The organism is Flavobacterium foetidum (genome assembly GCF_004634245.1).
In the GTDB taxonomy this organism is placed as follows: Bacteria; Bacteroidota; Bacteroidia; order Flavobacteriales; family Flavobacteriaceae; genus Flavobacterium; species Flavobacterium foetidum.
The window spans coordinates 131,318-156,521 of record NZ_SJTF01000004.1; the positions used below are offsets into that span (position 1 = coordinate 131,318).

General features: G+C 34.3%; 22 protein-coding genes and 1 tRNA gene. 7 read left to right on the forward strand and 16 right to left on the reverse strand.

Annotation, left to right across the window (positions count from 1 at the left end; translation table 11 throughout):
• Nucleotides 1-20: 20 nt before the first annotated feature.
• Both pckA and E0W73_RS07170 read right to left on the reverse strand, forming a co-directional pair.
• Entirely contained in the window at nucleotides 21-1,625 is a 1,605-nt protein-coding gene (gene pckA / locus E0W73_RS07165) for a phosphoenolpyruvate carboxykinase (ATP) (protein ID WP_135221409.1), read from the reverse strand.
• A 301-nt stretch (nucleotides 1,626-1,926) separates the two neighbouring features.
• A complete protein-coding gene (locus E0W73_RS07170; protein ID WP_135221410.1) occupies nucleotides 1,927-2,313 on the reverse strand; it encodes a DUF423 domain-containing protein in 387 nt (128 codons plus the stop codon).
• A gap of 186 nt (nucleotides 2,314-2,499) precedes the next feature.
• On the opposite strand from E0W73_RS07170, the gene E0W73_RS07175 reads away from it, so the two are divergent.
• A complete protein-coding gene (locus E0W73_RS07175; RefSeq protein WP_135221411.1) occupies nucleotides 2,500-3,864 on the forward strand; it encodes a saccharopine dehydrogenase family protein in 1,365 nt (454 codons plus the stop codon).
• A gap of 307 nt (nucleotides 3,865-4,171) precedes the next feature.
• Here E0W73_RS07175 and E0W73_RS07180 read toward each other — a convergent pair whose 3' ends face one another.
• Nucleotides 4,172-5,560, reverse strand: a complete 1,389-nt coding sequence (locus E0W73_RS07180) for a dipeptidase (RefSeq protein ID WP_135221412.1) — start codon at nucleotides 5,558-5,560, stop codon at nucleotides 4,172-4,174.
• Nucleotides 5,561-5,669: 109 nt separating this feature from the next.
• Here E0W73_RS07180 and E0W73_RS07185 point away from each other — a divergent pair.
• Together E0W73_RS07185 and E0W73_RS07190 are read left to right on the forward strand one after the other, a co-directional pair.
• Nucleotides 5,670-5,751: transfer RNA gene (locus E0W73_RS07185), tRNA-Leu, on the forward strand.
• A gap of 213 nt (nucleotides 5,752-5,964) precedes the next feature.
• Nucleotides 5,965-6,411, forward strand: coding sequence for a Panacea domain-containing protein (locus E0W73_RS07190; protein ID WP_135221413.1), 447 nt, complete (start codon nucleotides 5,965-5,967; stop codon nucleotides 6,409-6,411).
• A 381-nt stretch (nucleotides 6,412-6,792) separates the two neighbouring features.
• Here E0W73_RS07190 and E0W73_RS07195 read toward each other — a convergent pair whose 3' ends face one another.
• Nucleotides 6,793-7,365 carry a helix-turn-helix domain-containing protein gene (locus tag E0W73_RS07195; protein WP_135221414.1) on the reverse strand — a complete coding sequence of 191 codons (573 nt, stop codon included), beginning with the start codon at nucleotides 7,363-7,365 and terminating at the stop codon, nucleotides 6,793-6,795.
• A 264-nt stretch (nucleotides 7,366-7,629) separates the two neighbouring features.
• Between E0W73_RS07195 and E0W73_RS07200 the strand changes: the two genes are divergently transcribed.
• Together E0W73_RS07200 and E0W73_RS07205 are read left to right on the forward strand one after the other, a co-directional pair.
• Nucleotides 7,630-8,286, forward strand: coding sequence for a 3-keto-disaccharide hydrolase (locus E0W73_RS07200; protein WP_135221415.1), 657 nt, complete (start codon nucleotides 7,630-7,632; stop codon nucleotides 8,284-8,286).
• 289 nt (nucleotides 8,287-8,575) lie between these two features.
• Entirely contained in the window at nucleotides 8,576-9,088 is a 513-nt protein-coding gene (locus tag E0W73_RS07205) for a hypothetical protein (RefSeq protein WP_135221416.1), read from the forward strand.
• 23 nt (nucleotides 9,089-9,111) lie between these two features.
• On the opposite strand, the gene E0W73_RS07210 is transcribed toward E0W73_RS07205, so the two are convergent.
• The 5 genes from E0W73_RS07210 to E0W73_RS07230 all read right to left on the reverse strand — a co-directional run bounded on the left by E0W73_RS07210 (nucleotide 9,112) and on the right by E0W73_RS07230 (nucleotide 13,269).
• Complete coding sequence (locus E0W73_RS07210) at nucleotides 9,112-9,438, reverse strand: MGMT family protein (RefSeq protein ID WP_135221417.1); 327 nt, start codon at nucleotides 9,436-9,438, stop codon at nucleotides 9,112-9,114.
• Nucleotides 9,439-9,582: 144 nt separating this feature from the next.
• Entirely contained in the window at nucleotides 9,583-10,221 is a 639-nt protein-coding gene (locus E0W73_RS07215) for a LysE family transporter (protein WP_135221418.1), read from the reverse strand.
• A 43-nt stretch (nucleotides 10,222-10,264) separates the two neighbouring features.
• Nucleotides 10,265-10,942 carry a tRNA (guanosine(46)-N7)-methyltransferase TrmB gene (trmB, locus tag E0W73_RS07220; RefSeq protein ID WP_135221419.1) on the reverse strand — a complete coding sequence of 226 codons (678 nt, stop codon included), beginning with the start codon at nucleotides 10,940-10,942 and terminating at the stop codon, nucleotides 10,265-10,267.
• 193 nt (nucleotides 10,943-11,135) lie between these two features.
• Nucleotides 11,136-12,518, reverse strand: coding sequence for an ammonium transporter (locus E0W73_RS07225; RefSeq protein ID WP_135221420.1), 1,383 nt, complete (start codon nucleotides 12,516-12,518; stop codon nucleotides 11,136-11,138).
• Between the two features lie 262 nt (nucleotides 12,519-12,780).
• Nucleotides 12,781-13,269, reverse strand: a complete 489-nt coding sequence (locus tag E0W73_RS07230; RefSeq protein WP_135221421.1) for a nuclear transport factor 2 family protein — start codon at nucleotides 13,267-13,269, stop codon at nucleotides 12,781-12,783.
• A gap of 258 nt (nucleotides 13,270-13,527) precedes the next feature.
• Here E0W73_RS07230 and E0W73_RS07235 point away from each other — a divergent pair, with 258 nt between their 5' ends.
• Nucleotides 13,528-14,190, forward strand: a complete 663-nt coding sequence (locus E0W73_RS07235; protein ID WP_135221422.1) for a hypothetical protein — start codon at nucleotides 13,528-13,530, stop codon at nucleotides 14,188-14,190.
• Between the two features lie 170 nt (nucleotides 14,191-14,360).
• Here the strand turns inward: E0W73_RS07235 and E0W73_RS07240 are convergent, their stop codons facing one another.
• The 5 genes from E0W73_RS07240 to E0W73_RS07260 form a co-directional block, all read right to left on the reverse strand.
• Nucleotides 14,361-14,675, reverse strand: a complete 315-nt coding sequence (locus tag E0W73_RS07240; RefSeq protein ID WP_135221423.1) for an HPF/RaiA family ribosome-associated protein — start codon at nucleotides 14,673-14,675, stop codon at nucleotides 14,361-14,363.
• 103 nt (nucleotides 14,676-14,778) lie between these two features.
• Nucleotides 14,779-15,225, reverse strand: coding sequence for a very short patch repair endonuclease (locus E0W73_RS07245; protein ID WP_135221424.1), 447 nt, complete (start codon nucleotides 15,223-15,225; stop codon nucleotides 14,779-14,781).
• 502 nt (nucleotides 15,226-15,727) lie between these two features.
• On the reverse strand, nucleotides 15,728-17,578 hold the full coding sequence (locus tag E0W73_RS07250; RefSeq protein ID WP_135221425.1) for an ATP-binding protein: 1,851 nt from the start codon (nucleotides 17,576-17,578) through the stop codon (nucleotides 15,728-15,730).
• A complete protein-coding gene (locus tag E0W73_RS07255; protein WP_135221426.1) occupies nucleotides 17,563-18,792 on the reverse strand; it encodes a DNA cytosine methyltransferase in 1,230 nt (409 codons plus the stop codon). Before E0W73_RS07255 ends, E0W73_RS07250 begins: the two co-directional genes overlap by 16 nt.
• Before the next feature lie 273 nt (nucleotides 18,793-19,065).
• Nucleotides 19,066-21,531: an AsmA-like C-terminal region-containing protein gene (locus E0W73_RS07260; RefSeq protein WP_135221427.1), complete on the reverse strand. Its 2,466-nt coding sequence runs from the start codon at nucleotides 21,529-21,531 to the stop codon at nucleotides 19,066-19,068.
• Nucleotides 21,532-21,771: 240 nt separating this feature from the next.
• Between E0W73_RS07260 and trxA the strand changes: the two genes are divergently transcribed.
• Nucleotides 21,772-22,089 carry a thioredoxin gene (trxA, locus tag E0W73_RS07265; protein ID WP_068844792.1) on the forward strand — a complete coding sequence of 106 codons (318 nt, stop codon included), beginning with the start codon at nucleotides 21,772-21,774 and terminating at the stop codon, nucleotides 22,087-22,089.
• Between the two features lie 184 nt (nucleotides 22,090-22,273).
• Here the strand turns inward: trxA and E0W73_RS07270 are convergent, their stop codons facing one another.
• Nucleotides 22,274-24,355 carry a tetratricopeptide repeat-containing sensor histidine kinase gene (locus E0W73_RS07270; protein WP_135221428.1) on the reverse strand — a complete coding sequence of 694 codons (2,082 nt, stop codon included), beginning with the start codon at nucleotides 24,353-24,355 and terminating at the stop codon, nucleotides 22,274-22,276.
• On the reverse strand, nucleotides 24,356-25,057 hold the full coding sequence (locus tag E0W73_RS07275; protein ID WP_135221429.1) for a LytR/AlgR family response regulator transcription factor: 702 nt from the start codon (nucleotides 25,055-25,057) through the stop codon (nucleotides 24,356-24,358). It abuts the gene before it with no gap.
• Nucleotides 25,058-25,204 lie beyond the last annotated feature (147 nt).

The following is a 25,204-nucleotide window of genomic DNA, read 5'->3' on the forward strand; positions in this document are numbered from 1 at the left end:
ATTTGAATCAATAATTCCTTTTATTCTGTAATTGGTGCGCCAGCCAAAATTTCGGCATTGGCAAACTCTTCAAACTTGGCAAAATTAGCTTTGAACTTCTGAGCCAGTTCAAGTGCTTTTTTATCATATAACGCAGAATCTTCCCAAGTATTTCTAGGATTTAAAATTTCGCTTGGAACATTCGGACAAGATTGTGGTTTTGCAACTCCAAATACTGCATGGTTTTCAAACCCTACATTGTCTAATTCTCCTTTCAAAGCAGCAGTAATCATCGCACGAGTATATTTCAGTTTCATACGGCTTCCAACTCCGTAAGGACCACCAGTCCATCCTGTGTTGATCAACCAAACCTTTACGCCAGCATCTTTCATTTTTTTGCTCAACATTTCAGCATAACGTGTTGGATGCAAAGGCATAAACGGCGCTCCGAAACAAGCAGAGAAGTTAGGCTGAGGCTCAGTTACACCTGCTTCTGTTCCGGCCACTTTTGCAGTATATCCAGAAATAAAATGGTAAGCCGCCTGACCTGGAGTTAGTTTTGAGATTGGAGGCAAAATTCCGAAAGAATCAGCCGTTAAGAAAAATATATTTTTAGGATTGTGACCAACCAAACCTGGCTGCACATTATCGATATGTGTAATTGGATAACTTACACGTGTATTTTGCGTAATCGAAACATCGTCGTAATCTACTTCGTTTGTTCCTGCTTTGAAAACCACATTTTCTAAAAGAGCTCCTTTTTTGATTGCTCTAAAAATGTCCGGTTCGTTTTCTTCTGTTAAGTTAATTACTTTAGCATAACAGCCGCCTTCAAAGTTGAAAACCGTATTTTCGTTTGTCCATCCGTGCTCATCGTCTCCGATTAATTTACGTTCTGGATCTGCAGACAAAGTTGTTTTTCCCGTACCAGACAATCCGAAGAAAATTGCTGTATCTCCGTCTTCTCCAACATTCGCACTACAGTGCATTGGAAGTGTATTTTTGAAAACTGGAAGAATAAAGTTTAATGCAGAGAAAATTCCTTTTTTCATTTCTCCTGTATATCCTGTTCCGCCAATTAAAGCGATTTTTTTAGTAAAATCTAAAATCGCAAAATTAGATTGGCGTGTTCCATCTACAGCAGGATCTGCCATAAAACTTGGAGCACATACTACCGTCCATTCTGGAGTAAAATTAGCCAATTCTGATTCTTCAGGACGAAGAAACATATTGTAACAGAATAAATTTGACCATGCTGTCTCAGTTACGACACGAACATTTAGCCTGTAATTGGAGTCTGAACAAACATAAGAATCTCGTACAAAAACTTCTTTGTTTGATAAAAAGGCCGTAACCTTATCGTATAATTTTTCAAATGCTTCTGGTTCAAAAGGAATATTTACATTTCCCCACCAAACCTGATCTTTTGTGATGTCGTCTTTTACAATAAAACGATCCTGTGGAGAACGGCCTGTAAATTCGCCTGTATTAATTGCCAATGCTCCAGTAGAATTCTCAACACCTTGCCCTGACTGCAAAGTAATCGCATGCAATTCATCTGCAGACAATTGATAGCGAACTTTTGCATTTTCAATTCCTAATTCTTTTAACGAAATCGATTGCGCGAAAACTGTGTTAGTGTCCATAAATTTAAGTTGTGTGTGAATGTTTTATTAGAATGCTAAATTATAGATTTAATTTTTACCCTGTTCAAATAATCAAAATTCACTTTTATTTATATTAAAAAAGAGAAATTTTAAGTAAAAAAATGTAAAAACAAAAAAATAACCGCTTCTAAATTCTTTTCTGACAAGCTGTTTACTGAATTTGTTATATTATTTTCTAATTAAATCAAAAAACGTAAAAAATTCACATAAACAAACTTATATGTTATTTATGAGACAAAATTAAAAATTAATTTTCAGATAGAATTTTTTATTCGGGATTTTATGATTTTCTCCTCAAAATCGTAAAGAATAATAACGCCCAAGCAATAATTAATAAGAATCCGCCCAAAGGTGTTGCGAATACGATAATTTTAGAATCAAATACCGTAAGGTCTTTTGTAGACAACAAATAGATAGAACCGCTGAAAAGGATTACACCGGCAACAACTAAATTGTAGATAGCTTTTATTGTTTTTTCAGCAAGTTCTTTTCGAGTAGACAAAAATAAAAGAAACAAAGCATGATACATTTGGTAGCGAACACCAACTTCAAAAGTATTTAACTGATCAACCGAAAGGTATTTTTTTAATAAATGTGCTCCAAAAGCTCCTAAAATAATAGCCACCATTCCGATAAAAGCTCCAGTTAAAACAATTCTTCTTTTCATGATTTGCATACTTTTAATTTAAGACAAAAATACTTCAAACCAACCGAAATTCCGCATTACTGTCGAGATTATTTAGAACAAAATCAAATTATTTTTTATCCCTTTGAAAAAATTAAATGCAGTTTTATCGCGATTCAATTGTTATATTTATAACATTTAAATATATTTGTGTTAAATGTTTAAAACATGAGAAACGTTTTAATAATTGGAGCAGGCAGATCTGCATCGTCTTTAATACGATATCTGCTGTCAAAATCTGAAGAAGAAAGCCTGCATATTACTGTGGCAGACCTTTCTATGGAGTTAGCCGAACAAAAAACAGGCAACCATCCTAACGCCGAAGCTCTTGCTTTGGATATTTTTGATGCCGAAGAAAGAAAAGCCGCTGTTGCAAAAGCATCAATTGTAATTTCGATGCTTCCGGCGCATCTTCATATCGAAATTGCAAAAGATTGCCTTCAATTCAAAAAACATCTTGTGACTGCTTCCTATATTAGCGATGCCATGCAGGAATTGGATGAGGAAGCCAAACAAAAGAATCTGATTTTTATGAATGAAATCGGCCTGGATCCCGGAATTGATCATATGAGCGCCATGAAAGTAATTGATGAAATCAGGGCTAAAGGCGGAAAAATGCTTCTTTTTGAATCTTTTTGCGGCGGACTTGTGGCTCCTGAATCTGATAATAATTTATGGAATTACAAATTTACCTGGGCACCAAGAAATGTGGTTTTGGCCGGACAAGGAGGCGCTGCCAAGTTTATTCAGGAAGGCACTTATAAATATATTCCGTACAGCGCTTTGTTTCGAAGAACAGAATTTCTTGAAGTCGAAGGTTACGGAAAATTCGAAGCCTATTCTAATCGTGATTCGCTGAAATACCGTTCGGTTTATGGCTTAGATGATATTTTGACCTTATATAGAGGCACCATTCGAAGAGTTGGTTTTTCTAGAGCTTGGAACATGTTTGTACAACTCGGAATGACAGACGATAGCTATATCATGGAAGATTCTGAAAATATGAGCTACCGCCAGTTTACCAATTCGTTTCTTCCTTATCATCCAACCGATTCTGTAGAAATCAAAACACGCTTGATTTTAAAAATCGATCAAGACGATATTATGTGGGACAAACTTCTGGAACTCGATTTATTTAACCCAAATAAAAAAGTGAATCTCCCACATGCAACTCCCGCCCAAATTCTGCAAAAGATTTTATCAGAAAGTTGGAGTTTGGAACCAGACGACAAAGACATGATTGTAATGTACCATAAATTTGGTTATGAAATAAATGGAAAAAAAGCACAAATCGACTCTAAAATGGTCTGTATTGGTGATGACCAGACTTATACTGCAATGGCAAAAACAGTCGGACTTCCCGTTGCGATTGCAACCTTGCTGATTCTAAACGGAAAGATTACCTCGTCGGGAGTACAGCTTCCGACCAAAAAAGAAGTTTACGAACCTATATTAAATGAATTAGAAGAATACGGTGTTGTTTTCAACGAACAGACAGTTCCTTACTTTGGATATAATCCTGACTTGTTTTAGTCTGGATCGCATTTTTTTATTTTTAGAATTTTTTTTTAGTTTTTTAATTTTATCCGCTTCTCTGAGCAAGAAGCGGATTTTTTTTATTCTAGTGACAAAGTTCCAAAGATTCAATGGGAAAGAGATTTTCTTTAAAAAAGAAAATATTTGAGCGTACTACGTATTTATTTAATTTAAACAAAAAAATCCGCTCATTTCTGAACGGATTTTATATTGAAGTCAATTTTTTGCTTAAAAATCAAAACTTAGCGCCTCTGCGTATTTGCAGCAAAAAAATAGTGTCTTAGCGCCTTTGCAGCAAAAAGACTTATTTACTTAATTCCACAAAATATTTGTAAAACAACGGAATAGTCTCGATTCCTTTCAGGTAATTAAAAATTCCGAAATGCTCATTTGGCGAGTGAATCGCATCGCTGTCCAATCCGAATCCCATAAGGATTGTTTTGCTTTTTAATTCTTTCTCAAACAAAGCCACAATAGGAATACTTCCTCCTGAGCGAACCGGAATTGCAGGAACTCCAAACGTTTCGGTATACGCTTTGTTGGCAGCCTGGTAACCGATGCTGTCAATTGGCGTTACATAACCCTGTCCGCCGTGATGAGGCGTTACTTTTACCGTAACACCAGCCGGAGCAATACTTGTAAAATGTTTCGTAAAAAGTTCTGTAATCTCTTCCCAATCCTGATTCGGAACCAGACGCATCGAGATTTTAGCAAAAGCTTTGCTCGCAATAACCGTTTTGGCACCTTCTCCTGTATAACCGCCCCAAATTCCGTTTACGTCTAATGTTGGGCGGATTGAGTTTCTTTCGTTGGTTACATAACCTTTTTCACCATAAACATCTGCAATGTTTAAAGCATTTTTATATTTTTCTAAGCTGAATGGCGCTTTTGCCATTTCGGCTCTTTCTTCTGCAGATAATTCCTGAACTTTATCATAGAATCCCGGAATCGTAATATGATTGTCTTCATCGTGAAGCGAAGCAATCATTTTTGCCAAAATATTAATTGGATTCGCCACAGCTCCTCCGTACAAACCTGAGTGCAGATCTCGGTTTGGCCCTGTAACTTCTACTTCAACATAACTCAAACCTCTTAAACCTGTCGTAATAGACGGTTGTTGGTTAGAAATCATTCCGGTATCTGAAATCAAGATTACGTCATTTTTCAGTTTTTCCTGATTGCGCTCTACGAACCAAGCCAAACTTGCAGAACCTACTTCCTCTTCCCCTTCGATCATGAATTTTACATTGCACGGAAGCTCATTATTGCGCACCATGTACTCCAATGCTTTTACGTGCATAAACATCTGACCTTTGTCATCGCAGGCACCACGGGCGAAAATAGCTCCTTCTGGGTGAATTTCTGTTGTTTTGATTACGGGTTCAAATGGTGGCGAAGTCCATAATTCTAATGGATCTGGCGGTTGTACATCGTAATGTCCGTAAACTAAAACCGTTGGAAGATTTGGATCGATTATTTTTTCTCCGTAGATAATTGGATAACCTGGAGTGTCGCAAATTTCGACTAAATCGCAGCCTGCTTGCGATAAACTGTCTTTTACAGCCTCTGCTGTGTCAATAACATCTTGAGAATATGCAGTGTCGGCACTAACCGACGGAATTTTTAATAATTCGATCAATTCGTTGATAAACCGATCTTTATGTTGTTGAACGTAGGACTTAATATTTTCCATTTAAATTATTTTTATAGAAAACCAAATGTACAAAAAAGAGAATTAAAAAAAATTTTCAAAAAATGCTTTGATAATTCAAAAGTATGCCTATCTTTGCACCCACAATTGAGCGGATATGGTGAAATTGGTAGACATGCCAGACTTAGGATCTGGTGCCGCAAGGCGTGTAGGTTCGAGTCCTATTATCCGCACTAAAAAAGCTTCTGAATAGATTTTTCAGAAGCTTTTTTGTTTTGATTTTACTTTACTAAATTCTTTTAATCAAAATTCCAGTAACTTAACATTATAGTTAGAAATATATGTTTGCTTCTGTTTAATAAAAGTAAATAAATACTTATATTTTTTCATATTTCATCCCTGTTTTGTATTTTTGCACAATCTCTCACCCTATAAATTAAAATAATATGCCATACAATTCTACAACCATTGCTAATTATTTTATTAAAAAATATAGTACCGTAGGAGAACTTACTCCTTTGAAATTAATAAAGCTTGTTTACATTTCATATGGATGGTATTTAGAAACTTTTAATTCAGAACGATTAGTAAACGAAAGTCCTCAAGCTTGGAAATTCGGACCAGTATTCCCTATTTTATATAATCATTTAAAAAAATACGGAAAAAAATTTGTTAAAGAACCAATAGAAAATATCTCTACAGAAGTTATTAGTGAAGAGGATGCTAAATTCTTAGACAAAATTTGGAGTATTTATGGAGTAAAAGACGGAATATATTTAAGTGCCTTAACACATAAAGAAGGAACTCCTTGGTCTGAAACGTATCCTAAAGGAGATAATTTAATCATTCCTGATTCTCTCATAAAAGCACATTATAACAGGTTAATTGAATAATGGGTATTTACAATTTTGATCCAAATAAGCTTCCTGATAATTTAGACACATCAAAAGCGGAAAACGAAAATAATTCGTTATTTAATTCTTACAAGAAGAGATATGACGACACGACTGAATTACGAAGAAGTTTAGCCATAATATTCACTATAACAATTATTATGTGGCTATTTATTGTCTTTTTAATACTAATAATCAATAATCGCCTTAAGTTATCAGACTCTGTACTTATAACCCTATTAACCACAACTACAATACAAGTCTTAGGAATGATGTACATCATTCTTAAAGATTTATTTCCTGGAGGAACTGAAGAAGATAAAATATCAAAAAATGAATAATTTTAATTAAGACATACTACAAGCGGATTAACACAAAAGCTTACTTATCCGATTTAAATAAAACCTTTCCATAGAATAACACTCCAAAATAGATTAAAATACAAGAGAAAATCCATGATTCAAAACCAATAGCAAGCGCACCACGAAAACCCTGTGCATACAGTAAGGTCGTAATATATATCATCCAGCAAATTCCAAACTTAAAAATGCGTTCGGTTGCTTTCATTTGCTGCGTATAATAAAAGATGGTAAAGGGTATAAAAAAGCTTAAAAGAATCGCGCCGAATTTACTATTAACATCAGCCTCAACAGGCATCACCAAATAACTGAACGTAACAGCTATGGCAAGATTTAAAAGAATCAAAAAAATCGCATTAACGACAAAAGCTCCAATTTTATTATTTTCTGACACTTTACTTAAATCTTGTAATTCTGACCTATCAATTTGAAGTACTTCGCAAAGTAATTCCAGTGTTTTTCCTCGCGGTTCGTTATTGTTGTTTTCGATTCTTTGAATTGTTCTCAAATTAACTTTCGACAATTCTGCCAATTCTTCTTGCGTAAAGCCTTTTTGCTTTCTCGCTTCGCTAATTTTTTTTCCTATAAAACTCATGGTTCGTATCTTTTATTTTATCCCAAAATTATTTCGAAAAGCTTTTTTTGATAACGGTTTTCTTACGACATTTCTACGACAATTTATAATGTCGCTAATATATCATTAATTTTAATGGAGAAGAATAAGTGTTTTTATCTATGTCGCTATTTGATAAAAAACAAAAAAGCAAGAATTGCCAATTTTTTATATTTGTTCATATTACTAATTTTACTTTAAAAAAATCTTACTCGGGTTAATCGTCTTTGTTTTAAACTTATCGCTATGTTTCAAAAATCAACTTTTGTTATTGTTATTCTTTTTATACTAAGTTCTTGTGCTGTTCAGCAAAAAAGTCTGGAAACAAACGACTGGTATGCTTTTACAAAAGCCAATACAACAAGGCAAGAACCATCTAAAGTATATGAATTTACAGACGGAATGATTAGAATGTATGGCGAAGAAGCCGGTTGCCTGATGACCAAAAAAAGCTATAAAAACTTCGAGCTTTCATTAGAATACAGATGGAATTTGGAGGAAAAATACAAAATGAAAGGCACAAAAAACAGTGGCGTGATGTACAATATTCCACTCGATGCATCGGATAAAATCTGGCCGAAAGGAATTCAGTTTCAAATCAAAGAAAACACTACAGGCGATTTTATCTTTTTGGATCAGGTTACGGCAAAAGTAAACGACAAATGGATTGAGGCCGGAGCAAGCGTGACTTCTCCTAAGTTTTTGGCAAACGAAAATCCGCATGGCGAATGGAATTCTATCGTTATCAAATCTTACAACGGAAAAATTACGCAATACTTAAACGGAAAACTGGTAAACGAATGCACAGAAGCGTCTTCTACAGAAGGTAAAATTTCCCTAAACTACGAACGCTCGCCTATTGATTTTAAAAACATCAGAATCAAAAATATTTCGCAACACTAAAATCACAAACGCTGTAAAACCTTAAACCACAATTCTTGGAATGTTGATGAAAAAATACTTTTCTACTTTTTTTTACAGCTTCTCGAAACCAGTGTTGTTTTGGATTGTTTCTATTTTTCTCCTGCTTCTTTCCAGCAACTTTAACAATCCACTTGTTACAAATATTTGTTTTTGGTTATTCTGCCTAGCCTTATTAGGTTTGTTAATATCGGCCTTTTTCCAATTATCGCAACGAAAATGGCTCAAGGGCTTTATAAGTCTTTTTTTATTCGGCCTCTCGATTTTTTTATTGATTGTCATCGCCTTAGTCGGAACTTTTATTGCAGATGAAAGACCTGATACATGGGCAAAAAACTTAACAATCCCGAAAAACATTCAAATTGACAATCCAGTTGATTTGGACTTCGGCTCAAATTTTAATTCTGAAAGGCCTGACAGCATCACAAATAGGATTGTAACTAAAACAGAATTTCAGCTTTACAATTCTTTTCAGCCTGGACTTTATGAATATGATTTTTGGATTGGCAAAATCGAAAGCGGCACTATTTACCTCAAAGCATATGAAATAACGCAAAACAAAGCGCTTTCTGACGATGACTTACCAAAAACAAGTTCAATTCAAATTTACAATCCAACTGACAGCATAAAAAAATTCAGTACGAAAGACGATTTTACGATTTATGAAGGTGATTGGGGAGATCCGTACGCCGCAAGATTCGAAGTATGGTTCAAATCGGACAACGGAAAACCCGAAAGGAAATTATTCTCTAAAAACTATAAAATTGAAGGATGGATGCGATAGTATTTTTTGATTAATCAATAAAGCTAGATTTCTACTTCAGGTTTCCAAAAATGTTTTTCAAAATCAACAATCTGATTGTTGACTACTTTTATGCCTTCGTTTTCTAAAAGCTGTTGCATCAGATTTGTTCCATCAAAATGATGTTTCCCTGTAAGAAGTCCTTTTTGGTTTACTACTCTGTGCGCAGGCACATCATCCATATTATGAGAAGCATTCATTGCCCAGCCCACCATTCTTGCAGAACGTGCGGTTCCTAAAGCTTTTGCAATAGCGCCATAAGAAGTCACTTTTCCGTACGGAATTTGTCTAGCGACAGCATATACTCTTTCGAAAAAATTCTCTTCAGCCATATTTTCTTTCCTCAGATTACCAGATTAAAATAATCACTTAAAGGTTTCACGCAGATTTTACAGATTTAAGCTGATTAAAATTAGATCAAAAAGTCTTTCAAATCTCTTTAAATCTGCAAAATCTGCGTGAAAAAACTTCATATGTTATCCGAAATAATAATTCAAAATATTAAAAAGCGTCGCCACAGCGATCAAACCAGTAATCAGTCCGATAATGGTGTTCATGTTCCGCATGAGGTAATCGGTTTTCTTTTCGATTCTTCCAAAGAATGCGATGTAACTGTACAAAGCGGCAAAAGAACCTAAAACAGAACCTAAAACAAAAGTAAAAATAACGTTGTTCTCAAACACAAAGAGATGATACGATGCCAAAGTAACGCTCACGACAACATAATACGGAATCGGAAAAAAGTTAAGCCCGGAAAGCAACATTCCGAGAAAAAAACGGCTTTTTTTGCTGCTCTTCTTAATCTTCGATTTCTTTTTAGTTTTGGGCTCTTTTGCAATAAAAAGAAAATAGACCGTCAGAATTGAGAAAATAACAAACCCAACCTCTCTTAAGAGGGTCACAACATCAGGACGATTATCTATAACTCTTGCAAAAAGAACAGCGACATAAACTTGAAAAAATATCACCAAAACCGCTCCAACTGCAAACCATAAAGCATTTTTTTTACCCTCTTTGAGGTTTATCTTGGCCGCCGTCATGTTGATTAATCCTGGTGGAATAATCCCGATTACTGCGGCGATAAAACCAGAAAGAAAAGGGGTAAATAAGGCCATTCGGTTAGGTTGTAAGTTGTAAATTCGGTTTCAAAAATTAAAATCAGTCTTTAATTCTGAAACGAATATACGTAATTGCCTTGTTAATTTCTAAATATTGTTTTTCATAAAAAGTCTGAATCGAAGTTACCACTTCAGGACTGCCTTCATTTTTGTACACATTATGGTTTGCATACAATACTTCGTGGCCTTCTCCATGCAGTAATCCGAGGGTATAGCCGTGCATAAATTCGCTGTCGGTTTTAAGATTGACAACACCGTCTTTTTTCAGGATTTTTTTGTAGAGTTTCAAAAACTCAGAATTCGTCATTCTGTGTTTTGTTCTTTTGTATTTGATTTGCGGATCTGGAAAAGTAATCCAAATCTCGTCTACTTCACCTTCGGCAAAAATATGATTGATCAGTTCGATTTGAGTGCGCACAAAAGCTACATTATGAAGACCGTTTTCAACAGCAGTTTTAGCACCACGCCAGAAACGGGCACCTTTAATATCTATTCCGATAAAATTTTTATCTGGGTATCTTTCAGCCAATCCAACAGAATATTCTCCTTTACCACATCCTAATTCTAAAACTAATGGATTGTCATTTTTAAAGAAATCAGAATTCCATTTTCCTTTTAAAGGCATTAAATCTCCCACCACCTCTTCTCTGGTTGGCTGAAAAACGTTTTGAAATGTCTCGTTCTCTCTGAATCTTTTTAGTTTGTTTTTACTTCCCACTTTATAAAAATTTTGGGCAAAATTAAGGAATATAAACGAATGATATAGCGTAAACGGGTTTTAAATGTTGTCGCCACGAATTACACGAATTTTCACTAATTATTTTTTTTACATAGCAGCTTTGCCACTATGCCTAACATAATTATAAATTAGTGAAAATTATTGTAATTCGTGGCGAAAAAAAAAAATATTTTTAACCGTAATGTGGCTCTGTAATTGGTTTTAATTTCGGATCTAAAGTTTCGTCGTGTTGCGACAAATCCAATCCGATATGTTCTGATTCTTCTGAAACTCGAAGTGGAATAATGAAATTAGTTACTTTGAATAAGAAATAAGCTCCGAAGAAAGTAAAAATAGACACTAAAACCAACGCCATCATATGGTGTCCGAATACGCTCCAGCCTCCGTGAAGCAAACTTGCATTTTCGCCATGAGCAAAAACAGCAGTCAGAATCATTCCCATGATTCCGCCTACGCCATGACAGGCAAATACATCAAGAGTATCGTCAAATTTCTTAGAAAAACGACAGTTTACAGCCGAATTAGAAACCAAAGCCGTTATAAATCCGAAGAACATACTTTCTGGAACCGATACAAATCCTGCAGCAGGCGTAATCGCAACCAGACCAACCACAGCACCAATACAAGCGCCAAGAGCAGAAACTTTTCTACCGTTCATTCGATCAAAGAAAATCCAAGTCAACATGGCTGCTGCCGATGAAGTCGTTGTGGTAGCAAAAGCCATAGCCGCAGTTCCGTTGGCAGCAAGAGCAGATCCGGCATTAAAGCCGAACCAGCCAAACCAAAGCATTCCAGTTCCTAATAATACAAACGGGATATTGGTGGGAATATGCTGGCTGTTTTTTCTTTTTCCTAAAACAATAACTCCGGCCAAAGCTGCAAAACCAGAACTCATATGCACTACAGTTCCTCCAGCAAAATCTTTAACGCCAAAATAACTTCCTAAAACTCCTGTTGGGTACCAAACTGCGTGGCATAAAGGAGCATAAATAAATATCGTAAATAAACTGATGAAAACCAGGTAAGAGATAAAACGCACGCGTTCTGCAAAAGAACCCGTAATAATTGCCGGGCAGATTATGGCAAATTTCATTTGAAACAAAGCAAAAAGCATAAACGGAATCGTGTTTGCCAATTGTTTATGAGGCAAAACGCCCACATAATCCATAAAAGCAAAAGTAGTCGGATTTCCAAAAAAGCTGTAAAAATGATCGCCTGAACCAAAACCTACAGGCTCACCAAAAGCGAGACTAAAAGCTACAACGGCCCATAAAAGCGTAACAACACCCAAGCAGATAAAACTTTGCAACATGGTCGAGATCACATTTTTTCGGCCCACCATTCCGCCGTAAAAGAAAGATAATCCAGGAGTCATAATTAAAACAAGACAACTTGAAGTAAGCATCCAGGCAACATCGGCAGGAACTATATTGTCTGTTGTTCCAAATTCTGATAGAACATAACTATTTTCTGTTATTGTCGGCCAAAATGCACCTACTGTACATACGACACTAATCATAATAAAGGAAATAATCCAGCGTTTTTCTATTTTCATTTTTAAAATACTTTGTTTAACCCTATTTTTTTTGGGGTCAAAGTTAAAAAAAAATAAAGATTCTTGTTTTGAAGGCTATAAAATTAGAGGCTTATCTTTTATTTTGACAAAATACACAAAAGTAAAGCGCTTTTTTTGAAGGTTTCCTATTTTGAACTTCAAAAAAAGCGCTCTTTTTGTCGAATATATTAAAATTAATACAGCAGTTGCTTACCTAAAACACTAGAAAAGTTATGTTTATAAGAATAAAACTCAAAAATGTTTATTTTTTCTGAAGCTTCGAAATCAAAACGTCTTCGATTGGCGCTTTTATTTTGGTTACAGCATCAACCTCATCATTCGGAATCGTCATTGACAAAACATAATGCTGGATTTTCCATTCCTTACCTATCTTAACCAAAACGCCAGAACCGCGACAGATCTTCATTTGTGTATCTAATAATTCATCAAACCAAGCAATTTTTCCCGATTTGTCAAAAAAGACATGACGTTCTAAAGCTTTAAAATTCCAAGTTGTTCCTTTGTCAAAATAAGGTTTTGCCCAAACAGAGAATTCTTTTTTTGTCCAATTTTCAGTAGCATCCGTTCCAATGTAGATTGCATCATCGGCTAAAACATTAAAATAAGCATCAAATTTTACATCGCCTGCCGCCTTGTGCCAAGCATCTAAAATTTGATTGATTTTGTCTTTGTCGGTTTGAGCGTTTGCCAACGAAACGGTCAACAAAAGAAATAAGATTGTTTTTTTCATGAGAGATTTTATTTGACTTTAAAGGTATAAATTTTTTTAAACCATGTAAGTGATATAAGAAAATGGAAGTTTTTTTACTATAATACTCACGATGGTAAACGTGTTGTTTCAAGGATGACATAAATTGCTGATAGTCTCTATGGATTTCGAAATCAAAACAATTTAAAAATCATGCCTTTAATTATCATTAACATTCCTCATGTCATTTAATCGCTCAAAAACTATTATATTTGATTTTCAATAAAAATGCCATCCCCCATGAATCCAAAACTACTTATAAGTTCGCTCGCTATAACCTCTCTATTATTTATTTCCTGCAAAAAGGAATTAGAACCTCAGGAAACTACTGCCAATTCTGAATTGATTAGGCTTGGTTTAGCAAAAGACACTTCTAAAACTCAGACTCCTGCAGTTGCTGCACAAACGCAAACTGCCAATCCTAATACGGTTTTGAGTGATACAAAAGGAATAAATCCTGCACACGGACAGCCAGGACATCGTTGCGATATTGCAGTTGGAGCACCATTAAATTCTGCGCCACAGCAGGGACAAGTTGTCGCGGCACAGCAAGGACAGACCGTTCAGGTAAATCCGAAACAAACGCAAGTCGTAACTACCACACCAGTTAAAACTGCCAAAGGCATGAATCCGCCTCACGGACAGCCTGGCCATAGATGTGATATTCCTGTTGGTGCGCCCTTAAATTCTCCTGCTGCCAAAACGACTGCAACAACAACCAATACAGCACAAAACGGAACGGTTAGCCAGAATTTTACTGTTACTCCTCCGGCATCAAATCCGGTTCCTGCTTTATTGAGTACAGAAGGACAAACGACAGTTGCAGAAGGCATGAATCCCGCACACGGACAACCGGGACACCGATGCGATATCGCAGTTGGGGCACCGTTGCCAAAATCTTAAAAATACGAACAAAGAAACCATATAAGTTATAGAAGTAATTTAAGTTTTGCTTTTCAGCGCTACTTAGTAAACTTATATAATTTATATGGTTTGTTATTTAAAGAAATTAAGCCTCTACGCTTTTCAGCACTTTTTAATATGGACTTATATAACTTATATGGTCAAAACAATTAGTGTGCTTTTATTTTCTCGAAAGTAGAAGTCAACGATTTTTTTGCTTTTGCCAAAGCACCGCTAAATGCTTTTTCAAGAGTTTCGGCGTGTTCTGTAACAGTGATGGGCTGTAATTTAACAGGACGAACCTCGATTACGCATTTTTTGTCATGCAAGCCGAATTTCTCTCCATTTTCGTCTCCAAAATGAATTTCTACGCGAGTAATTTTATCCTGAAAACGTTCTAAGCTTTTCTCTGTTTCTGCAGCAAAATAGCTTTCTAATCTTGCACTTCCTTCAATGTTTTTGTCGGTGTTGATTTGTACTTTCATAACGCATAATATTTAATGATTCATTCTCAAACTTATTTATTTTGAAATAAAAAGACAAGTGAGTTAAGGAAATATTATGAAAAAAAATCACTCCTATTTCTTACTATTCCCATGAAGGCGGAATTTTCGATAATTGCTTTGTCCTAAGATTGATTGCGTTTAGAATTTCCATTACACAAGAACCGAGATTTTTCTTGATATCATTGCTCCAAAAACGCAGGACTTTCCAATTATGCGCCTCTAAATAGGCATTTACTTCGAGATCTCGTTGCATATTTCGCTCGATTTTTTTTATCCAGTATTCCGAATTGGTTTTGGGCTTTTTGCTGGTTTTCCAATCTTTTCCGTGGAAGAATTCCCCATCGACAAAAATGGCTATTTTAAGATTACTAAATGTCAGGTCCGGACAGCCAAAAACCTTTTTATTGTTTTTCCGATACCGCAACCCAATATGCCATAGCGCTTTTGCCAAACGAACTTCGTCTTTGGTATTTTTGCCACGAATCATGCTCATGACTTTGGATCGTTGCTCGGGGGTAAAACAGTCCATGGAAATTTAATTATTAAACCTTTGAAATTTAATAATTAGTGGTATTTATTGGTTACAGATTGTTTGGGTAAAGTTATATTATTTTGGCGTTGGTTTTGTTGGAAATTGTGGTTAAATGGTTTCTTTTTGAAAGAATCTAATTAAGGTAGACTGAATTCTTCAACAGTTCAATTCACTCCAAAAGCGATTAGACAAGTAAATTATATTCTTGCTTTAAACTGCATGAGAGATTCCAAGTTGGTTGAATCGATTGGCTGAGATATTTAATCCTTATTTGGAGGTTGAATAGAAAAATTAGGAAAAGCCACTGTAGAGTTAGTAGCTTTTTTATTTTTATGGATAGATTGTGAATTCAATATTATTTGATTTAGCCACTAATACGTTTTTTTGTATTCATAAGTAGAATATTTTTCGTAATTTTCAAATACTACTTTTGAATACTTAAGAGACTCCAAAATAAATTCGAAACCATTCAAGTGTGAGTTTGTTGTTCAATTTTTTTTTATAAATATTGATTATATGTATCTATAAATTCTTTATGGTATTCTTTAGATTGTTCTAATAATTCTCTATATGTTTTTACGAACACTTCTCCAGACGAGGCATAAGTCTTTTCTTTAGTTTTAAAAAGATTATCATCTGATTTTTCGCCACCGACAACATAGCATACAACTTTTGAAAAACCACTTGTAGATGCATATTTATGATGCAAAAATGCCCCGTATTCATAGGCTTGTTCTAATGCATCTTTGTTAACTTTAAAATTACTTCTTTTAATTTCTATTACATATAAAATTTCACCTAAAGCATTACTGCATAGGAAATCAATTCTTCGATCTTTTATATCAAGTTTATCATCAGGGTAAGTTTCTTTTAGAAGTTTGGTATATGTCACTTCATCTCTAAATTCTAAAATTCGAGGGTCTAGAAGCCATGAGAATTTTTTAAGAAAATTATGAAGGGTTGGCACCTCTCTAGTATTTGTATTAATGTAATCTTCAAATTGTTTAATAACTTCTATTCTCGCAAATGCTAAATCTCTATACTGCTTTGCCTCAATAGATTTCCAATCATCCATTAATTTTAATAGAACAGGAATGTCTTCTGGTCTCGATACATCGGCTATTTTAGATGCATAATCTTTAAAAGTTTTATTGTCAAACTTATCTATAATGTTTCCAATAATTTCACTTGATTCTTCTACATCAATATTAGAGTTTTCTAAAATTGGATTGATTATTTTATCACTTAATTCTCTTTCATAGGTTGGTAAAGAATCACGCCATGTTCTAATATCAAGTAATTTAGAATCTCGTATAGTGTCATTCTTAAGTTCACTTCTTTTAGTTTTCCATTCGTTTCCAATTTTTCTAATAACTGTTTGAAGATATTCCTGTAATTCTCTTGTTTTGTCATTTTCCCAATTTAAGGAATGTCTATCTGTAGAGATTACATCATCATCAAAGTTGTCAATAAAATCAACTTCAAGATAACCTGTAACATAACTATGAAATTGGTCATTATCTCTTAGTCCATAGAAACTTGCATTATTTACAATTTTTCCTCGAGATGTCAGATATATTCCTGTCATATCTGTATCTTTTACAGGTGTTTCAGTAGTAAAAATCTTCCCTTTTACATCCGGCCAATATTCATAAAATTCGTTATATTTTTTGTCTGGAAAGAGCCATTCAAATTGTTGTTTTAAACCATTAAATTTTAATTCATTGGTAATCTCAATATTTGGTTTGTCCTTTTCTATTAATGAAACTTTCATTTCATCAAAAATCAAAAACTTTTTAGACAAGCTAATTGAAATGTTTTTTAATTCAAAAGGCGCTTTTCTTCTAATTTTTTTCAATTTGATTGTTGTTCCTCTTCTTTCTGATGTTACCGTATTTTTTGCAATTAATAATTCAGGAGAATAAATGCCTCCTTTACTATTTTTAACTTTTTCAATATCCATGCAAAAATGATTTTTCATTCCATCTTTAATAGATATTACTTCGACAATATTGCAAATGCCAAAAACAGATAACTTACCAAGTCCCTTCTTGCCAATAAATTTACGACCTTTATCACTTTGTTTTTCTGAAATTTCGACTCTTCTATTTCTTCCGATAACAAGGTACTTTTCATTCAATTCATCAAATGTCATTCCTGTTCCATCGTCAGTATAAATAATTTCTTTATCAGGATTATTGTCAATAAATTCAATTGTTACCTTTTCAGCATCAGCATCCCATGAGTTAGACACTAATTCAGATAATACACTAGGAAGTTGAGAATATAAAGAAATTCCTAAATGTTCTATTGTGTTTGGATCAAATTTTAAAATTAGATTGTCTGACATAATAATTTTTTCATTTTTTTAGCAATTGCAGTTGCCATTAAAGGAGGAACTGCATTACCAATTTGTTTAAATGCTGCTGAACGAGAGCCTTCAAAATAGAAATCATCTGGAAAAGATTGTAATCTTGCTGCTTCACGAACAGAAATAGAACGGCATTGTTTGACATCTGGATGGATATAATGATGACCATCTTTTGCAATATGAGCTACAACTGTATGTGAAACTCCTAAACCATCAATTACTTTGTAACGATCAATAAATGAAGTTTCGTTTTTGTGCGTTTTTAGTTCTTGTGGTAAATCAGGATAAGATAACCTTTCTTTACTTTTATTCCATTTTTGAATTGCGGTCTTGTAAATCTCTAAATCTCTTGAATTATGTGGCCTTGAAATATGTTGCGTAACAAAATCGACTCCATTTCGTAATTCGAATTTTTCAAGATATTCATTCTTAACTTCAGTATATTTTACTGTTTTAAATCCTTCTCCAGGTTTTAATTTAGGTAAATCTTGAAAAGCATCATTTACTTTGTATTCATGAATTATTTTTTCAAATTTCGGATACCCAAAATCATTTTCTTTTCTCCAGCCGACAATAATTATTCGTTTACGTGCTTGTAAAACGCCATAATCAGATGCTACTAAAGTGTCGTGATATACTTCATATCCAAGTCTTCTAAAATATGCTTTTAGGTTTTTAAAATGTTCTCCTTTATTTGCGGTTAATAATCCAGGAACATTTTCGAAAACAAATGCTTTTGGTTTAAATTCTTTTAAAAATCTTCCATATTGAATGTAAAGCTTATTTCTTGGGTCTTTTTCAATATCTTCCTGATGTCTTCTTAATAAAGAATACGCTTGGCATGGCGGTCCGCCAATAATCAGATCAATCTGCTTTCCTGATTGTTTTATTTTATCAAAAAGACCTGCAATTGTATCATCATTAATTTCAATATTTATAACAGAATCAAGAATTTCATTTGGAATTTCATCATAAAAAACATCTTTAGTAATTTCGTTTTTTATGTATTTATAATACAATTCCAGATTGTTTTTTGATTTTAAATAATGATATGCTGCTCTTGTTTTAATAGTCAAGCAGGCTTCGGCGTTCATTTCGATATGAGACACAGGATTAAAACCTGCTTTAATAAATCCCTCAGACATGCCAGACGCCCCAGCAAACAGATCAATAAAATTAAGATTATTCTTCATAATTTTAGCTTATAACTTACAAACGTTTTCATGGCAAATACTTTTTAAAACGTTAAATTGATATTTATTTCTTTTTTATTATGAAGTTTTTTCATTCAAAAATAAAAATTTTATCAAAATAAAAAACAAATCATATTAATCAAAACAAAGATAGTTTTAAACTCAATAGCTTTATTACGGATAACCATAATTATTTAAGGACAATTATATTAATAAATAGACACTAATTATACCGTATTTATACGTTTTTTTCAACTGCAAAAAAAACTAAACCTACTTCCCCCTCTTCCCCCACTTAATCTTAATCTTCCCACCATCATCCACAGCCAATAAATGCAGGACAATACCACGGTCGCGTACTGCATCGCGTTCGGCTTGGGTGGCGAGTTGGGAATCGTTTTTTGAATTTCGGAGCGGAACAGTAAGTGCAAGATTGGTGCCTCTTCCGAATGAGTAGATTCCTTCAATGTCGAAGTTTAAGACATTGGAACTGATTGTCAGTTTATTGACGTCGATTTGCTCGCCTCGTAAATTGAGATCGCCCGATAAATCGCTGAAGGTAATATTTTCTACATCGCGAAACGGAAACGCAAATTTGCCCACTTTTACAATCGGTTCAAAATTGAGCAAAGCGCCCTTATTGACATCAAAACTTAATTTTCCGCGCATTGAGTTGACAATCAAATCGCCTTTAGCACTCATAAAACCTGTTACGTTGGCATTGCTGCTGAGTCGGCCTCGAATGTTTTTGGGATTAAAAGAAGTGATTCCGAAATTATTGAACGACTTTAAAAAACTGGCCATATCAACACGGTAAATCTGTGCAGTTGAACTGAAAACATAATAATTCCCTTTTGGCTCTATAGCGCCATTAAACGCAATGTTTCCGCCAGATGTCTGTACGTTTCCGTTTTTGAGCAACAGTTTAGAATCCAGCATTTGCAGCGTCGCTTTTGTATTGGTCGCAGTCAATGCACCGTACGTTATTTTATCGGCTTTCAGATTGATAACCGCGGTACATTTGTCGATTACCGATTTTAGCTGATTCGAAAAATTGGCATTCTTCTTCGCCAATTTTTTCTGAGTTGCTTTTGCCGTATGATTCTTTTTCAGAATACCTAAAAACTGCTTTACATCGATACTCGGACAGTAGATATTCCAGTTTACAACCATTTTTTCGGGAGCGTCGTAATAGAGATTCAGAAAATTATCAATTCTTCCGTCAATGCGAATTATGTTTTTTTTGTGTTTATAAGCTATTTTTTTGATGTAAAGCGCCTGTTCTGTAAACGATAATTTTACATCGGTTTTTTCGGCTCGAATATTCTTAGGTAGATACTCAAAAGTCGCTTTGTCAATATCCACATTGCCTATTACACGAGGTTTATGAATATATAAATCGACAATATCAAACTGAAATCTTAAATTGGTTTTGGCATGACCGCTTTCAAAATGCAGCACTTTTTCATTGCTTATATCATTAAGTTTCGAAACATCAAAATCGGCATTTACAATTCCGGTTGCAATGGGTTTTTCGAGATTGTTAATGACGGCCTGCGGAATTGTAAGCGGAATACTTTCATAATCGCCCTTAAAATGCGTCAGGATTATGGCAGAATTGGGATCATTAAATCCTTTTTCGGGTTTGAAATTATTAGTAAAAATTCCTTTAAAACTACAATTGGTAAACAATCCGTCGGGAATACTGAGTTCATTGTTTTTAATAACGGCCTGAACCACAATTTTTGGATCACCTTCTACATTCAGATCGCCTTTGATATCGCAATTAACCGCAATCGGTTTTTTTAGATTGAATTGATTGAGTTTCGAACTGATATTTCCCGACAATAAATTAGAAGCGTTTCGCCATAAAATATTCGTCCGAATATTGATTCCAAAAGGCGAATTCCCTTTTCCGACATTAAAAAAAGCCGCAATATCAAAAACATCCGAACCGATCTTTAGGTTTTGGGTCTTAATATCGATCTTTTCATTTTTATTATTATAAGAAATATCAAAATGCCCCTGAAGCTCTTTTTCTTTGGCAAAACTGCCATGCACAGTATTAAAAGCCAAACTGGTTATTTTGGTTTTTAAGAACAAATCGGTTTTCCAATTGTCGTCTTCGTAATCAATTTTCGATTTTAAATCTGTTGCCGCAAAATCAAACAATTTGTGTCCGAGCTGGTTGTCGATGGTGACATGAACATTTTCGATAACAACCTCATCTATTGTAGTTTCTCTCTTCTCCTGATTGGAAGTTTTTTTCTTTTTAGGCTTAAAAATATCGGTGTTGGAGTAACCGTTTGAAGCTTTATAAATATACACATCTGCATTGCTGATAACGATTTTATGAATGCTGATTTCGTTCTGCATCAGGCTCCAGATGTTTAATCGTGCTTCTATTTCATTAGCCTTTAACAAAGTGTGTTGATGAGAAATCCACTGATTGTCTTTGAGTTCAACGTCTTTTAATGCTAATGTAAAATTCGGAAAACCCGTTAAGAACTTATAATGAAAATCGGTTACATGAAATTGTCCCTTAATATTTTCGTTTATTTTATGATTGACTTTGGCAATAATCTCGGTTTTATTCTGATTGAAATAAATCGACAATGCGCCACAAGCCAATAAAAGCAATCCGAGGAGGATTAGAATAAAAATTCCAATGCGTTTAGCATATTTCTTAAACCGTTCAGACTGGAAAATGTTTTTTATTTGAAGTAAAGTTTCCTTCATGATTGTGGATTTTCAGCATGATTAAAGGTAACAATAAAAAACGGTTTTATTTTACAAGACATTAAGGCTTGTAAATAAAGCACATGTGAATAGTATAAAAATTGACGATGCATTTATAATCAAAACTAATTTTCAGATGGTGCAGGATTTGTTTTTAATTTTTAACTTTGTATCTCAGTTTTGAAACTTTTTAAATCTCTTTGAGACAAGAACTGAAGATAACTTTAAAGAAAAATAATTATGGCATTAGCAATAACAGATGCTACTTTTGACGAAGTAGTTTTAAAATCAGATAAACCAGTTATGGTTGATTTTTGGGCAGCATGGTGCGGTCCTTGTAGAATGGTTGGTCCAATCATTGACCAATTAAGCGAAGAATATGCAGGAAAAGTCGTTGTTGGTAAAGTAGATGTAGATGCTAACCAAGAATTTGCTGCAAAATATGGTGTGCGTAACATCCCAACTGTTTTGGTATTCCATAACGGTGAAGTAGTAGGAAAACAAGTAGGAGTTGCTCCGAAACAAACCTATGCTGACAGCTTAGATGCTTTATTGTAATCTCAGATTGCAATTGATATAAAATAGGTTTGACGAAAGTCAAGCCTTTTTTATTGTTTTTTTTCTGCCACAAATTTCACAAATTGACACTAATTTTATTATTTGAAAAACAGATAAGTTTAACGGGGTAATTTCACAAATTTAATTCGCGAAAATTGGTGAAATTAGTGGCAAACCTTTTTAATTATTCGTTAAAAATAATAGTGAAAGTAGCTCCTGCATTTGGCTTGGAACAGACTTCGATTTTGCAGTTAATGGCCGATGCCAAGTCTCGAATTAAATGCAGCCCTAGACCCGATTTGATTCCGATTACTTCAGATTCGTCGTATAATGCTTTAAACTTTTCGATTGTTCCTCCCGGACCGTTATCGGTTATCGAAAGATAGGGCTGATTTTCTTTATAGCCTGCTCTCCATACAATTTTTGGTTCAGTAGTTTTATCGAGCGCTTTTATGGCATTTCCGGTAAGATTTCTAATGATGGTTTTGAGGTAATTTTCGTCTGTATTCAAAACAATGTTTGCTGGATTTTCAAATGAAATCGAAATGTTTTCAATGCTGGAGAAATGCTTTTGTATATCTTCGAAAATCGTATCGACAGGAATTTCTTTAAAATGAGGCTTGAAATTTTCCATTTGCCCTTTGCTCCAAAGCAACATATCTTCCATTGCATCCAATAGATTTTCGGCTCCAGTTGTAATTTTAGTTTGCATTCGGTGTTTTGTTTCTTCGTCCATCAATTCTGGATTCTCTTTTTGAAGATGCAGAAAATGAATCAAATTCGAAATCGGACTTCGTAAATCATGATTTAAAATACTAAAAAATCGAGCTTTTATTTTATTGGCTTCATCCAATTCTTGATTCAGAGCCTGAAGCTTTAAATTGGTTTTCTTTCTGTTCTGATTTTGCTTAAAAAGCAATAATCCGATAACGGCAACCAAAGCAATTCCAGAAATGAGGAAAATACGCTGCTGTTTGGCTTCTGCAATCTGAATATTTTTAATGGTGTTTTCATTTGACAGATTGTGGATTTTCTGCTGTTTGGTTTTATTCTGATAAGAAGCTTCGGCATTGGCGATACTCTGTTTGGCCGATTCCTGCATCATTTCATCATTGGCTTTGCTGTAAATTTCGTTGTAATGATAGGCTTCTTGCCAAAGTCCAAGCGCTGCATAACTCTGTGAAAGTTTTTTGTTGATATTTACAAATGACTCTTTGTCGTAGCTCAGCGCGTTTTTCGAAGCCTCTTTAAGGGTTTCAATTGCTTTTTTATAGTCTTTTTTCTCATACAAAACCCTTCCCATTATGGCATTGGCTTCCATAATCATGTCTTCATCATTGGATTTTTTTGCCAGAGATACCGCTTTTTTTGCATAATTAAAAGCCGTATTGATTTGGCCTTCATTAGCATAATATTCAGAAACACTTCTGTTGGCAAAACTAAGGTTGAGAAACAAAGAATCTTTTACAGTCGGATACGTATAAATGAGTTTATAATACTTTTGAATGCTGTCTAGTTTTTTTAACGGAACAAAACATTGCAGATAATAGTTGCACGAAAAAGCACTGACATACTTAGATGTTTTTATATAAGGCTGCGCATAATTTAGGTATTCGATAGCTTTATTGTACTGCTTCATTTTGGTGTAAGCCGCAGCAATCTGACTGTACGAAACACCGATCACCTCATCATTGGCGACACTTTTGTCTAGCAGTTTTTTATAATTAATCGCTTTTACCTGATAACTGATAAAGGTTTCATATGCCGCATTGTCAAGGTAGTATTCTCCTAAGCTTCCGTAAAGGACCGATTTGGTGTAATTGCTTTTGGTAGTATCGACAACCTTTTTGATATAATTGATTAAATTTTTCCTTTTTTGCGTTTCATTCAAAGCATAATACGCATAATTGAGACGCATCAAAGCCGAAGTCTCATTTTTAAGATGATGTGCCCTTTGCGCGTATTGCAAGGCCAATTCGTAATTAACAACTGCGTCCTTATTTTGATTGTTGTTAAATTCGAATCCTTTCCCTTTTAAAAAATAAAATTTAGAAGTGTAAGCATTATGACGACGCGCAAGTTCAATTCCTTTTTGTGCAACGATAACCAGTTTAGGATAATTTTCTGCATTATCAATTTCATTAGCATATTTAAGCCAAGCTTTTAGTTTTTCATCATTAGATTTAAATCGTGACAAATTCGGTTCCTGCTGCCCAAAAACAGAAAAAGTAATGAGAAACAAAAACAAAAATCGCATTTGCTGCATTTAAATCAGGTTTAGGTTTTCCTTATAACTTCTTCCGACCGGAATAGACACATTATTATTTAAAATGATTTCGGTCGAATTCATTTTCTGAATAAACTGTTTCTGAACCGCAAAACTTCGGTGAATGCGAATGAAAGACTGAAAATGATCTTCTTTCAACAAATTTCCGATACTCGACAAAACACAATGCCTTTTTTTGTTGGTAATGATTAAAGTATAATCTTTTAAGGCTTCGAGATATAGAATCTCGTGCAGTTTTACTTTTGTTTGTTCGTGTCCTTCTTTAATATAAATCGTATCGCCGCCAATACTAGCTTCAAAAAGAGAGGCTTTGAGTTTTATTTCCATAAACTCTTCAATACGATTTATAGTTTGCGTAAATCGATCGAGTTTTAATGGTTTTACAATAAAATCCAAGGTTTCGATTTGGAAACTCTCAACGGCATGTTCGGGATGTGCAGTTATAAAAACACAAACCGGAATTTCGAGCGCTTGTTTTCTAAAATCAATTCCGTTTAAGCCTGGCATATCAATATCCAGAAACAAAATATCGACTTTTTCTTTTTCTAAAAAAGGCAATGCGTCTTCGGCATCTTCAAAAACGCCAATTATATCCAGAATGGGGAATTTTTTCGCAAAAGACAAGACCGTCAATCGATCAATTTCATCGTCATCAATAATAATACAACTGTATTTTTTCATCCTTCGAACTTAAATTATGTCGTCTGTCTATTTAAAATGTTGTTTGTCTATTGGCTGTTTTTGCCGTGATTTTATTGGTGCAAATTTGTCTTGTAAATGTTTCAGAAGCTGAAAAACAAGCTTTTGAACTTTACAAAAATAAGGTTA